The sequence below is a fragment of the Streptomyces sp. NBC_00090 genome, from assembly GCF_045160815.1.
Taxonomy (GTDB): Bacteria; Actinomycetota; Actinomycetes; order Streptomycetales; family Streptomycetaceae; genus Streptomyces.
In genome coordinates this window covers 233,034-245,996 of sequence record NZ_CP108224.1, presented here as the reverse complement: position 1 = coordinate 245,996, position 12,963 = coordinate 233,034, and the positions used below count along the sequence as shown (strand labels likewise).

Sequence of the window (12,963 nt, the reverse complement as noted above, 5' to 3'; positions counted from 1 at the left end):
GACAGCCCGATGGCTGGAATGTGACCTGTAACATAGTAATGTGAAATTGCACTGACAACCCATCGGGGACTCCGTTACTCATCCGTGTCCGGGCGATGCTCGGAGGAGCGCAGAGTGAGTGAAATGCTCCGTTTCGTGGTCTTGGCAAGCGCAGTGCCATGTGAAATATTACTGCCGTGCCCACGAGAAAACCCTCGGATGTCATCGTCGTCGGCGCCGGCGTCGTCGGCGCGGCCTGCGCCTACTACGCCGCCCTTGCCGGCCTCACCGTCACCGTCGTCGACCGCGGTTCCGTCGCAGGCGGAACGACGGGAGCCGGCGAGGGAAACCTCCTGGTCTCCGACAAGGAACCGGGACCCGAGCTCGAACTCGCCCTGCATGCCACCTCGTTGTGGCGGGAACTCGCCGATGTGCTCCCACCGCAGGTCGAGTACGAAGCCAAGGGCGGCCTCGTCGTCGCGGCGAACGAGGCCGGGATGCGGGCCCTGCGGGAGTTCGCGGCCCGGCAGGAGAAGGCGGGCGTCACCGCCCAGGAGGTCCCCGGGGACCGGCTCCACGACCTGGAGCCCCACCTCGCTCCGGAACTGGCGGGTGGCTACCGCTACCCCCAGGACGCCCAGGTGATGCCCGCCCACGCCGCCGCGCAGCTCCTGCGCGCCGGCGGCGACCGCGTCCGGCTGCGCCTGGGCGAGGAGGTCACCGGCCTGCTCATCGGCGCGGCCGGGGAGATCCGCGGCGTGCGGACCGCGAAGGGCGAACTCCACGCGCCGTACGTCGTCAACGCCGCCGGAACCTGGGGCGGCGCACTCGCCGAACTCGCGGGCGTACACCTGCCCGTGCTGCCCCGCAGGGGCTTCGTCCTCGTCACCGAACCGCTGCCGCGCGTGGTGCGCCACAAGGTGTACGCCGCCGACTACGTGGCCGACGTGGCCAGCGGCTCCGCCGCGCTCCAGACCTCGGCGGTCGTCGAGGGCACCCCGGCCGGGCCGGTCCTGATCGGCGCCAGCCGGGAACGGGTCGGCTTCGACCGGACCCTCTCCATCGAGGTCCTGCGCCGCCTCGCCGCCGGAGCCACCACCCTGTTCCCGGTCCTCGGCACCGTACGGGCCATGCGCACCTACCTCGGCTTCCGCCCGTACCTGCCGGACCATTTGCCCGCGATCGGACCCGACCCGCGCGTCCACGGGCTGCTGCACGCCTGCGGCCACGAAGGAGCGGGGATCGGCCTCGCGCCGGTGACGGGGCTGATCATCGCCGCCTGTCTGTCCGGCGGTGAACTCCCCCTAGACATCGCCCCGTTCCGACCCGACCGGTTCGCCGCGCCCGACCGGCCCGCCGAGCCCGCGCGCTGAGGCGTGCCCAGTACCGTCACCGTCATGAGAGGAGGGCCCGTGGCCCGCACCCCCGCCGGCCTGGTCGGGGCACAGCCCGATCCGCCGTTCGAGATCACCTTCGACGGCCGGAGCGTCACCGCCCTGCCCGGCCAGACCGTCGCCGCCGCCCTCTGGGGCGCCGGCATCCTGGCCTGGCGCACCACCCGTGAAGGAGGGCGGCCGCGCGGCGCGTTCTGCGGCATCGGCCAGTGCTACGACTGCCTCGCCACCGTCAACGGCGAGCCCAACCGCCGCGCCTGTCTGGTCCCCGCCCGCCCCGGCGACGCGATCACCACCCAGGAGGGACACGGCCATGACCGTCTCGCCGTCTGAGGCCGACGGAGCGCGCGGAGCGCAGGGCTCGCAGGGCTCGCAGGGCTCGCACGGAGCGCACGGCTCGCGCGGATCGAGCGAGCCGTACGACCTCGCGGTCGTGGGTGCGGGCTCCGCCGGGCTCGCCGGCGCCGTCATCGCCTCCGAACTCGGACTCTCCGTCGCGCTGCTGGACTCCTCCACCCAGTCCGGCGGGCAGTTCTACCGGCACCCGGCGCCCACCCTCGGGGCGGTACGGCCCGAAGCCCTGCACCACGACTGGTCGGCCTTCTCCGACCTGCGTCGGCGGCTGGGCGCGAGCGCCGTAACCCACCTGTCCGGGCACCACGTGTGGTCCACCGTGCGGGAGGCCGACGGGACCTGGACCGTGCACGCGGTCACCGGCGCCGACGGAACCACGGAGCGGCCCGCCCGGATCAGGGCCCGGGCGCTGCTGCTCGCCACCGGCGCGTACGAGCGCCAGCTGCCCTTTCCCGGCTGGACCCTGCCCGGCGTCGTCGGCGCCGGGGGAGCGCAGGCGATGCTCAAGTCCGGGCTCGTGCTGCCCGGCCGCCGCATCGTCGTGGCCGGCAGCGGCCCCCTGCTGCTCGCCGTCGCCTCGTCCCTCGCCGCGGCCGGTGCGCGGGTACCCGCCGTGGTCGAGGCGGCCGGCTATCTGCGGTACGCCCGCAGCCCCCGCGCGCTCGTGACCAACCCGGCGAAGGCGGTCGAGGCCCTGGTGCACGGGGCCGCGCTGCTCAGGCACCGTGTGCGGGTGCTGCCGCGCAGCGCGGTCACCGCGGTGCACGGCACCGACCGGGTGGAGGCCGTCACCGTCAGCCGCCTGGACGGCGAGTGGCGGCCCGTGCGGGGGACGGGACGCAGGATCGTCTGCGACGCGCTGGCCGTCGGGCACGGTCTCGTCCCGCAGATCGAGCTGGCCACCGCCGTCGGCTGCGCCACCCGTGCGCTGCCCGACGGAACCCTCGGGCTCGCCCTGGACGACCTCCAGGAGACCTCGGTGGCCGGGCTGTGGGCGGCGGGTGAGACCGGCGGTGTGGGAGGCGCCGAACTCGCCCGTACCGAAGGGGAGCTGGCCGGGCGGGCGATCGCCGATCGGCTCCTCGGCCGCACCGCGGGTGCGGGGCGGGTCGTCGAGCTCCGGCGCCGCCGGGACCGGATGCGCGCCTTCGCCGACGTGATGTCCGCGGCGCACGCCCCGGGCCCCGGATGGCCCGCGTGGCTGGACGACGAGACGGACGTGTGCCGCTGCGAGGAGGTGTCCGCGGGGCGTGTGCGCGAGGCGGCCGCCGAGCTCGGGGCGCGCGACGCCCGGACCGTCAAGCTCCTCACGCGGGCCGGCATGGGGTGGTGTCAGGGGCGGATGTGCGGGACGGCCGTGGCCTGCCTCGCGGCCCGCGACGGCGCGGCCGAACCGCCCGCGGAGCGGCGCCCGTTCGCCGTGCCCGTCCCGCTCTCGACACTCGCCGCGCTCGGCGAGCCGGACGATTCGATCGACTCGATCGAATCGCACCCCGAAGTCCCCTAGTTCCGAACGCCGTTACGGGGGAGAGGCCCAGGAGGGCCTCTCTTCTCGGGACTCTGTAAAATGTCACACACTATTGAAAGGTTCGTCGACATGACCACCACCTGGAACACCGACCGCCCCTGGCGCGGCATCATGGTCGCCACCACCCTCCCCTTCCGCGACGACCTGTCCGTCGACTACGACGCGTACGCCGAGCACGTGGCCTGGCTGGTCGCCAACGGCTGCGACGGCGTCGTGCCGAACGGCTCCCTCGGCGAGTACCAGACCCTCACCGACGAGGAGCGTGCCCAGGTCGTCCGTACCGCCGTCGCGGCAGCCGGCGACGGCGCGAGGGTCATGCCGGGCGTCGCCGCGTACGGGAGCGCCGAGTCCCGCCGCTGGGCGGAGCAGGCGGCCGAGGCGGGCTGCGGCTCGGTCCTGCTGCTGCCGCCCAACGCCTACCGCGCCGACCCGGAGGCCGTACGCGCCCACTACGCGGAGGTTGCCGGCGCCGGAATCCCGATCGTCGCCTACAACAACCCGATCGACACCAAGGTCGACCTCACCCCCGACCTGCTGGCGCGCCTGCACGGCGACGGCAGCATCGTCGCCGTCAAGGAGTTCAGCGGGGACGTCCGCAGGGCGTACGAGATCGCCGAACTCGCCCCGGAGCTGGACCTGCTCATCGGCGCCGACGACGTCCTCCTCGAGCTGGCCCTGGCAGGCGCTGTCGGCTGGATCGCCGGCTACCCCAACGCCTTCCCCGCCAGCTGCGCCGAGCTCTACCACGCCGCCGTCGCGGGAGACCTGGACACCGCCGTGCCGCTGTACAAGTCCCTGCACTCGCTGCTGCGCTGGGACTCGAAGACCGAGTTCGTCCAGTCCATCAAGCTCTCCATGGCCATCGCCGGCCGTCAGGGCGGCCCGACCCGTCCGCCGCGCCACCCGCTCACCGGAGCGATCGAGGCCGGAGTGCGCACCGCCACCGAGAAGGCCGTCGCCAACGGCCACCGCTGACGGCGAGGTCCCCCGCCCACCGCTGACGGTCACCGTCGACGCCGACACCCGACGGCCACCGCTGACGGCGACCGCCGACGGTCATCCCACCCGTCCACCCCGTCCACCGAAAGGAACTCCGTGCGTACGCGTCATGTCTTCCACGCCGTCGACTCGCACACCGAGGGCATGCCCACCCGGGTGATCACCGGCGGCGTCGGGGTCATCCCCGGTGCCACGATGGCCGAGCGGCGGCTGCACTTCATCGAGCACCTGGACCACCTCCGTACGCTCCTGATGTTCGAGCCGCGCGGCCACGCGGCGATGAGCGGCGCCATCCTCCAGCCGCCCACCCGACCCGACGCCGACTACGGAGTCCTCTACATCGAGGTGTCCGGGCTGCTGCCGATGTGCGGACACGGCACCATCGGCGTCGCCACCGTCCTCGTCGAGACCGGCATGGTGCCGGTCGTCGAACCCGTCACCACCGTCCGCCTCGACACCCCGGCCGGACTCGTCAGCGTCGACGTCCAGGTGGAGGACGGCGCCGCGAAGGCGGTCACGCTCACCAACGTGCCCTCCTTCAGCGTGGGCCTCGACCGCAAGGTGGGCGTCCCCGGACACGGCACGGTCACCTACGACCTGGCCTTCGGCGGCAACTTCTACGCCTTCGTCTCCCTCGACGACCTGGGGCTGCCGTTCGACCGCGACCGCAAGGACGAACTGCTCGCCGCCGGACTCGCCGTCATGGACGCCGTCAACGCCTCGCCCGACCGGCCCGTGCACCCCACGCGGCCGGAGATCGCGGGCCTCAAGCACGTCTACCTCGCCGCACCGGGCTCCGACGCCCTCTCCTCGCGGCACGCGATGGCCATCCACCCCGGCTGGTTCGACCGCTCCCCGTGCGGCACCGGCACCTCGGCCCGCATGGCCCAACTGCACGCCAGGGGCGAGCTCCCGCTCGGCCGCGACTTCGTCAACGAGTCCTTCATCGGGACCCGCTTCACCGGCCGGCTCACCGCCGAGACGGAGGTCGGCGGCTTCCCCGCCGTCGTCCCGACGGTCACCGGCCGCGCCTGGCTCACCGGCACCGCGCAGTACTTCCTCGACCCGCACGACCCCTTCCCCGGAGGCTTCCTCCTGTGACCGACGTCCTTCCCACCGTCACCTCCCACAACCCGGCCGACCCGGCCGACGAACTCCTGCGGATCCCGGCCCCCGGTGCCTTCGCCGCCGTCGACACCGTCGAGCGGGCCCGCGCCGCCCAGCCCGGCTGGCTGCTCGCCGGAGCCGCCACCCGCTCGGCCGCCCTGGGCACCGTCGCCACCGGCATCGAGGCCGCCGCCGACGAACTGGCCGCGCTCGCCGTACGCGAGGTCGGCAAGCCGCTCGCCGAGGCCAGGGCCGAGGTGGCCCGCACCGTCGCGATCTGGCGCTACTACGCCCAGGCGCCGTTCGAGGCCACCGGCACCGTCCACGAGACCGCGGCGGGTCCCGGGCTGCTCCTGACCCGGCGCCGCCCGCACGGCGTGGCCGGGCTCGTCACGCCCTGGAACTTCCCCTTCGCCATCCCGACCTGGAAGGCCGCCCCGGCCCTCGCGGCGGGAAACACCGTCGTCCTCAAGCCGGCCCCCGAGGCCACCGCCTGCGCCCTGCGCCTGGCGGAGATCGTGCGGCAGGCCCTCCCCGAGTCGGTGTTCACCGTCCTGCCCGGCGGCGCGACCGAGGGCAACGCGCTCGTCTCCGCCGTCGACGTCGTCTCCTTCACCGGCTCCACCCCCGTCGGCAGGGCCGTGGCCCGGGCCGCGACCGCCCGGGGCATTCCCGTACAGGCCGAGATGGGCGGCCTCAACGCGGCCCTCGTCCTGCCGGACGCCGACATCGCGCAGGCGGCGGCCCACATCGCCGCCTCCATCGCCGGGTTCGCGGGTCAGAAGTGCACCGCCACCAGCCGCGTCGTCGCGGTCGGCGCCGCGATCGACCCGCTGCGCGAGGCGCTCTCCGAAGCGCTGCGGGCCGTCCCCGTCGGCGACCCCGCCGACCCGTCCACCGTCTGCGGGCCGCTCATCCACGAGTACGCCAGGGACCAGGTCGCCGAGGCCTGCCGGGGACTGTCCGTCCTCGCGGGCGGCACCGCGCCCGACAGGTCCGGCTGGTACGCGGCCCCGACCCTGGTCGAGAAGGTCGCCCCGGGGCACCGGCTGCTGCGCGAAGAGGTCTTCGGCCCCGTCGCGTCCCTGCTCGCGGCCGACGACCTCGCCCACGCGATCCGGATCACCAACTCCGTCCCGTACGGTCTGGTCACCTCGGTCCACACGGCCGACCTGAACACGGCGCTCAACGGCCTCGACCTGCTCGACACCGGCATGATCCGGATCAACGCCCCGTCCACCGGCGTCGACTTCCACCTGCCGTTCGGCGGCTCCAAGCAGTCCAGCCACGGGCCCCGCGAGCAGGGCAGGGCCGCCCTGGAGTTCTACACGTCCGGCCGGACGTACACCCTGGCACCCGCGGGCTCCGGGGCGTGACATCGTACGGTGGTGATGTCAACCGGAACGAAGGGATCACCACCGTCATGGGGCACCTGACCCACCGCGACCTCAACGCCTCCCGGGAGCGGCTGCGCGACCAGGTCGCCCATGCCCTGCGAGCCGCCCTGATTTCGGGCGAGCTGCGGCCCGGGGTGGTGTACTCGGCGCCGACCCTCGCCGAGGACTTCGGCATCTCGGCCACCCCGGTCCGCGAGGCGATGCTCGACCTGGCCCGCGAGGGACTGGTCGAGCCCGTCCGCAACAAGGGGTTCCGGGTCACCGAGGTCGACGAGCGCGACCTCGACCAGTACACCGAGATCCGCGCGCTCATCGAGATCCCGATGGTCGGCAGGGTCACCCGCATCGCCGCCCGCGAGGACCTCGAAGCGCTGCGGCCGGTCGCCGAGTCCATCGTGCGCGCGGCCCGCGAGCACGACCTCATCGGCTACCTGGAGGCGGACCGGCTGTTCCACCTCACCCTGCTCGGCCTCGCGGGCAACGAACGCCTCGTCGAGACCGTCGGCGACCTGCGCAAGCGCTCCCGCCTCTACGGGCTCACCGCCCTGGACCGGAGCGGCAACCTCATCCCGTCGGCCGAGGAGCACCTGGAACTGCTCGACCTGATGCTCGCCGGCGACGCCAAGGGCGCGGAGAAGTGCATGACCCGCCACCTGGGCCACGTCCGCTCCCTGTGGGCCAAGGGCGACAGGTCCGCCGGGGAGAAGTAGCACCGGCCGACGGGTGTGGGCTCCTCTCGACGGGCGGACGACGGCCACCCATCGATGCAATGTCACATCCGACCGGCCGTCCGCGGCCGTGGAAGGAACCCATGAACCCCGCGTACGCGACCGTCGACCACACCTTCACCGTCCCCCTGGACCACCGGGCACCCGACGGCCCCACCATCGAGCTCTTCGCCCGCGAGGTCGCCGACCCGTCCCGCGCGGGCGAGGAACTCCCCTGGCTGCTCTACCTCCAGGGCGGACCCGGCGGCAAGTCGCCCCGCCCCTCGGCCGGTTCACCCGGCTGGCTGGCCCAGGCGCTCACGACCCACCGGGTGCTGCTCCTCGACCAGCGCGGCACCGGCCGCTCCACCCCCGTCACCGCCCGCTCCGCCGCCCGGTTCGCCTCGCCCGACCGTCTCGCCGGATACCTCGCCCACTTCCGGGCCGACGCGATCGTCGCCGACGCGGAACTGATACGCCGTCAACTCTGCGGCGACACCCCCTGGGAGACCCTCGGGCAGAGCTACGGCGGCTTCATCACCCTCACCTACCTCTCCCGAGCCCCCGAAGGCCTGCGGGCCTGCTACGTCACCGGCGGCCTGCCCGGCCTCGACGCCACCGCCGACGACGTGTACGCCCACACCTACCCCCGCGTCCGCGACCGGGTCCTCGACCTCTACGCCCGCTACCCCGAGGACGCCCCGCGCCTGCGGAAGATCGCCGACCTCCTCGCGGCCGGCGACGTCCGCCTCCCGAACGGCGACCGGCTCACCCCGCACCGCCTGCGCACGCTCGGACTCGCGCTCGGCATGGGCGACGGCTTCGAGCGCGTCCACTGGCTCCTCGACGAATCGCTCGACGCGGACGGCGAGTTGAGCGACACCTTCCTCCACCAGGTGATGAACCTGACCGGCTTCACCGACAACCCGCTCTTCGCCGTCATGCAGGAGACCCTGTACGGGCAGGGGTCCGGCCCGACCGACTGGGCGGCCGCCCGCGCCCTGGCCGCCTTCCCCGAGTTCGCCGAGGACGCCGACCCCCTCCTGCTCACCGGGGAGATGATGTACCCCTGGATGTTCCGGGAGATCGCGGGGCTGCGCCCCTTCGCGGACGCCGCCGACCTGCTGGCCGCGCGCGTCGACTGGCCGCCCCTGTACGACCCGAGCCGCCTCGCGGCCAACGAGGTCCCGCTCGCCGCGATCGTCTACCACGACGACATGTACGTCGACGCGGGCATCTCCCTGCGCACGGCGCGCCGGATCGGCGCCGCCCGCGTCTGGGTCACCAACGAGTGGGAGCACGACGGCGTCGTCGCCTCGGGCGGCCGCGTCCTCGCCCGCCTGATGGACCTGGCCGCCGGCCGCGCGTAAACCCCGCCCCCGTACTCCCTCCCCGCCCTCCAGCTCCGACCACCCGGAGCCGGAGGGCCTTCGCGTTCCGCGGCGAACTTGGCCGGATACGTATGGAGGCGGCGGCACCGTCGCACCACGCGCCGGGTGCGCGCGCCGACGGATGGCGCGAATGTCGTCGGTCGCCCCGCTAAACCCCGCGCGAAGCAAGATCACTGCTTCGAGGTAATGCCTCCGAACTCATGCGGTGAGCTGGTCTTACCGACCGTTACTGTTCCCCGGGATCTGGACGAATTCCAGGAGATTCACCCTCTTTTCCCGCTTTCGGCGGTCGGTCATCCGTACGCCGATCGCCCTCCACGCGAAGGAGAGCCCGCCCGATGACCGTTGAGACCGGCCCGGAAGCGCAGGTGGCGCCGCCCAGGCAGTCCAGCCTGAGCACCGCGGCTGCCCGCAACCTCGCCACCACGACCAAGTCCACCCCGCAGATGCAGGAGATCAGCTCCCGCTGGCTCCTCCGGATGCTCCCCTGGGTGGAGACGAAGGGTGGCGCCTATCGGGTGAACCGCCGACTGAGCTACACCGTCGGCGACGGCCGCGTCGACTTCGTCCAGGACGGTTCCCGCGTCCGCGTGATCCCCCGCGAGCTCGGCGAACTGGCCCTGCTCCGCGGCTTCGAGGACGACGAGGTGCTCACCGCGATCGCCGACAGGTGCGTCCAGCGCGACTTCCGCGCCGGTGAGGTGCTGGTCGACCGCGGTGCCCCCGCCGAGCAGATCCATCTGATCGCCCACGGCCGGATCAACCAGACCTCCGTCGGCAAGTACGGCGACGAGGTCGCCGTCGCCGTTCTCGCCGACGGTGACCGCTTCGGCGAGAATGCCCTTCTGGACGCCGACGCCAGGTGGGACTACACCGCCACAGCCGAGACCTCCGGCACCCTCCTCACCCTGTCCCGCGCCGACTTCGCCTCCGTGCTGTCCGCGGCGCCGAGCCTCCAGGCGCACATCGAGGAGTTCAGCTCGCTGCCCCTGCAGCGGCAGAACCGTCACGGTGAGGCCGAGATCGCGATGTCGGCCGGCCACACCGGCGAGGTCGACCTGCCCGGCGCCTTCGTCGACTACGAGCTCAAGCCGCGAGAGTACGAACTCTCCGTCGCGCAGACCGTCCTGAAGGTCCACACCCGGGTCGCCGACCTCTACAACGGGCCGATGAACCAGACGGAGGAACAGCTCAGGCTCACCATCGAGGCGCTGCGCGAGCGCCAGGAGCACGAGCTGATCAACAACCGGGAGTTCGGCCTCCTCCACAACGCCGACTTCAAGCAGCGGATCCAGACCCACTCGGGTCCGCCCACCCCGGACGACCTCGACGAGCTGCTCTGCCGCCGTCGCGGCACCAAGCTCTTCCTGGCCCACCCCCGGACGATCGCCGCGATCGGCCGCGAGTGGAACGCCCACGGGCTCTACCCGGACACGGTCGAGCTCGACGGGCACCAGGTCCCGGCCTGGCGCGGGGTCCCGATCCTGCCCTGCAACAAGATCCCCATCAGCAAGGAGAACACCAGCTCGATCCTTGCCATGCGCATCGGCGAGGACAACCAGGGCGTCATCGGGCTCCGCCAGACCGGTCTGCCGGAGGAGTACGAACCGGGCCTCTCCGTCCGCTTCATGGGCATCAGCGAGCAGGCGATCATGTCGTACCTGGTCACCACGTACTACTCCGCCGCCATCCTGGTGCCCAACGCGCTCGGCGTACTGGAGAACGTCCAGATCGCCCGCAGGCGCGGCTGACTCCCACCGGAGCCGCCCCCGACCGGCCGACACGACAGCCCGGAACCTCCCGGGCCGGGCGAGCGCGCCCAGGATCCGGGACGGACCACCCCACCCCCTTCAAGGAGCCACGGATGCCCGAGCCCGGGCTTTCCCCTCTGCAGTCGAGCCTGCCCACCGCAGCGGCCCACTTCGGGGCCCACGTCCTCGCCCAGGCCGGCGCCGTCGGCGTCGAAGCCGCCGACACCGCGCCGTCCACCGTCCCCGCCCCCGCCGCGGCGGGGGAGCCGGGGCCCGACCTCGGCCGGATCCTGAGCGGCCCCAGCGGCCTCGGCACAGCGGGGCTGAGTCTGGTCCGGCGCGCGGAACCGCCCGTCGTCACGGCGCCCGAGGCGCCGGCGGAGGCACCGGCCGAGGCGCTGCACATCCCGGGTCTCCACTACCACCCGGTGCCGGAGCCCGACCCGGTGCGCGTGGAGGAGGTCAGCCGCCGGATCAAGGACTGGGCGGTGGACGAGGTCGACCTCTTCCCCGAGGACTGGGAGGGGCAGTTCGACGGCTTCTCCGTCGGGCGCTACATGGTGGCCTGCCACCCGGACGCCCCGACCGTCGACCATCTGATGGTCGCCACGCGGCTGATGGTCGCCGAGAACGCGGTCGACGACATCTACTGCGAGGACCACGGGGGGTCGCCCATCGGCCTCGGCGGGCGTCTTCTCCTCGCACACACCGCCCTGGACCCCGTGCACACGACGACGGAGTACCAGCCGCGGTGGGCGGAGTCGCTCCACGAGGACGCCCCGCGGCGCGCGTACCGCTCGGCCATGGAGTACTTCGTCCGGCAGTCCACCCCCTCCCAGGCCGACCGGTTCCGCCACGACATGGCCCGTCTCCACATGGGCTATCTCGCGGAGGCCGCCTGGGCCCAGACCGACCACACGCCCGAGGTGTGGGAGTACCTGGTGATGCGGCAGTACAACAACTTCCGGCCGTGTCCCACCATTACCGACACCGTCGGCGGCTACGAACTGCCGACGGACCTGCATGCCCAGCCCGCCATGCAGCGGGTGCTCGCGCTCGCCGGGAACGCCAGCACCATCGTCAACGACCTGTACTCGTACACCAAGGAACTCGCCAGCCCCGGCCGGCACTTGAACCTGCCCGTGGTGATCGCCGAACGGGAGAAGCTCTCCGAGAAGGACGCCTACCTCAAGGCGGTCGAGGTCCACAACGACCTCATGCGCGACTTCGAGGCCGAAGCCGCCGCCCTGGCCGAGGCCTGTCCCGTCCCCAGCGTGCTGCGCTTCCTGCGGGGAGTGGCCGTGTGGGTCGACGGCAACCACTACTGGCACCAGACCAACACCTACCGCTACAGCCTGCCCGATTTCTGGTAAGAAATGGACCACACTGTGACCAGCACCGAGCTCACCACCGCCACCTCCGCGTTCGTTCCGGCTCCGGCGTCGCCCTACCAGAGCGACATCGCCCGCTACTGGAACCAGGAGGCCAGGCCCGTGAACCTGCGCCTCGGCGACGTCGACGGGCTCTACCACCACCACTACGGCATCGGCGAGGTCGACCACGCGTCCCTCGGTGACACCGAGGACAGCGAGTACGAGAAGAAGCTGATCGCCGAGCTCCACCGCCTCGAGTCGGCGCAGGCCGAGGTCCTCCTCGACCACCTCGGCCCCATCGGGCAGGACGACACCCTCGTCGACGCGGGCTGCGGCCGAGGCGGTTCGAGCGTCATGGCCCACCAGCGCTTCGGCTGCAAGGTCGAGGGCGTCACCCTCTCCTCCACGCAGGCCGAGTTCGGCAACAGGCGCGCGAAGGAGCTCGGCATCGACGACCACGTCCGCGCCCGCGTCTGCAACATGCTCGACACCCCGTTCGAGAAGGGCAGCATCGCCGCCTCGTGGAACAACGAGTCGAGCATGTACGTCGACCTGGACGACCTCTTCGCCGAGCACTCCCGCTTCCTCGAGGTCGGCGGCCGCTACGTGACCATCACCGGCTGCTGGAACCCGAAGTACGGCCAGCCCTCGAAGTGGGTCTCGCAGATCAACGCGCACTTCGAGTGCAACATCCACTCCCGCCGCGAGTACCTGCGCGCCATGGCCGACAACCGTCTCGTCCCGCAGGCCGTCGTCGACCTGACGGCCGCGACCCTGCCCTACTGGGAGCTGCGGGCCACCTCGTCCCTGGTCACCGGCATCGAGGAGGCGTTCATCGAGTCGTACAAGGACGGCTCCTTCCAGTACCTCCTGATCGCGGCCGACCGCGTCTGACCGGCCGCGTCCGACCGACCGTGCCACCCGAGGGGGCCGGGCCCGTCACCCGACGGGCCCGGCCCTCCGGCTTCCAAGGACTCTCCGAA

Annotated in this window: 11 protein-coding genes; all 11 read left to right on the top strand. The window is 72.5% G+C overall.

All coding sequences use genetic code 11. The features are described from left to right. The first annotated feature begins 176 nt into the window (after nt 1-176). Complete coding sequence (locus OG361_RS01185; protein WP_405851380.1) at nt 177-1,352, top strand: NAD(P)/FAD-dependent oxidoreductase; 1,176 nt, start codon at nt 177-179, stop codon at nt 1,350-1,352. 39 nt (nt 1,353-1,391) lie between these two features. Continuing rightward, complete coding sequence (locus OG361_RS01180; protein WP_384574214.1) at nt 1,392-1,706, top strand: (2Fe-2S)-binding protein; 315 nt, start codon at nt 1,392-1,394, stop codon at nt 1,704-1,706. After that, nucleotides 1,687-3,234: an FAD-dependent oxidoreductase gene (locus OG361_RS01175; RefSeq protein ID WP_405851379.1), complete on the top strand. Its 1,548-nt coding sequence runs from the start codon at nt 1,687-1,689 to the stop codon at nt 3,232-3,234. The genes OG361_RS01180 and OG361_RS01175 overlap by 20 nt, the downstream gene beginning before the upstream one ends. Before the next feature lie 90 nt (nt 3,235-3,324). Beyond that, on the top strand, nt 3,325-4,230 hold the full coding sequence (locus tag OG361_RS01170; protein ID WP_405851378.1) for a dihydrodipicolinate synthase family protein: 906 nt from the start codon (nt 3,325-3,327) through the stop codon (nt 4,228-4,230). A 120-nt stretch (nt 4,231-4,350) separates the two neighbouring features. Next, nucleotides 4,351-5,355 carry a proline racemase family protein gene (locus tag OG361_RS01165; protein ID WP_405851377.1) on the top strand — a complete coding sequence of 335 codons (1,005 nt, stop codon included), beginning with the start codon at nt 4,351-4,353 and terminating at the stop codon, nt 5,353-5,355. After that, the gene (locus OG361_RS01160) at nt 5,352-6,737 is read left to right on the top strand and encodes an aldehyde dehydrogenase family protein (RefSeq protein WP_405851376.1); all 1,386 of its coding nucleotides are present in this window, start codon (nt 5,352-5,354) and stop codon (nt 6,735-6,737) included. The genes OG361_RS01165 and OG361_RS01160 overlap by 4 nt, the downstream gene beginning before the upstream one ends. Nucleotides 6,738-6,784: 47 nt before the next feature. Next, a complete protein-coding gene (locus OG361_RS01155) occupies nt 6,785-7,468 on the top strand; it encodes a GntR family transcriptional regulator (protein ID WP_384576915.1) in 684 nt (227 codons plus the stop codon). A 101-nt stretch (nt 7,469-7,569) separates the two neighbouring features. Continuing rightward, entirely contained in the window at nt 7,570-8,835 is a 1,266-nt protein-coding gene (locus OG361_RS01150) for an alpha/beta fold hydrolase (RefSeq protein ID WP_405851375.1), read from the top strand. A gap of 359 nt (nt 8,836-9,194) precedes the next feature. After that, nucleotides 9,195-10,607 (top strand): family 2B encapsulin nanocompartment shell protein, encoded by a 1,413-nt coding sequence (locus OG361_RS01145; RefSeq protein WP_405851374.1) that lies wholly within the window; start codon nt 9,195-9,197, stop codon nt 10,605-10,607. A gap of 113 nt (nt 10,608-10,720) precedes the next feature. Next, on the top strand, nt 10,721-11,980 hold the full coding sequence (locus OG361_RS01140) for a family 2 encapsulin nanocompartment cargo protein terpene cyclase (RefSeq protein ID WP_405851373.1): 1,260 nt from the start codon (nt 10,721-10,723) through the stop codon (nt 11,978-11,980). 3 nt (nt 11,981-11,983) lie between these two features. Further along, nucleotides 11,984-12,874: a geranyl diphosphate 2-C-methyltransferase gene (locus OG361_RS01135; protein ID WP_405851372.1), complete on the top strand. Its 891-nt coding sequence runs from the start codon at nt 11,984-11,986 to the stop codon at nt 12,872-12,874. Nucleotides 12,875-12,963: the final 89 nt, after the last annotated feature.

What these genes read in the sequence shown, in the direction of transcription:
- OG361_RS01175 (WP_405851379.1), top strand. Translation starts at nt 1,687, where the DNA reads ATGACCGTCTCGCCGTCTGAGGCCGACGGAGCGCGCGGAGCGCAGGGC.
- OG361_RS01170 (WP_405851378.1), top strand. Translation starts at nt 3,325, where the DNA reads ATGACCACCACCTGGAACACCGACCGCCCCTGGCGCGGCATCATGGTC.
- OG361_RS01155 (WP_384576915.1), top strand. Translation starts at nt 6,785, where the DNA reads ATGGGGCACCTGACCCACCGCGACCTCAACGCCTCCCGGGAGCGGCTG.
- OG361_RS01150 (WP_405851375.1), top strand. Translation starts at nt 7,570, where the DNA reads ATGAACCCCGCGTACGCGACCGTCGACCACACCTTCACCGTCCCCCTG.
- OG361_RS01145 (WP_405851374.1), top strand. Translation starts at nt 9,195, where the DNA reads ATGACCGTTGAGACCGGCCCGGAAGCGCAGGTGGCGCCGCCCAGGCAG.
- OG361_RS01140 (WP_405851373.1), top strand. Translation starts at nt 10,721, where the DNA reads ATGCCCGAGCCCGGGCTTTCCCCTCTGCAGTCGAGCCTGCCCACCGCA.
- OG361_RS01135 (WP_405851372.1), top strand. Translation starts at nt 11,984, where the DNA reads ATGGACCACACTGTGACCAGCACCGAGCTCACCACCGCCACCTCCGCG.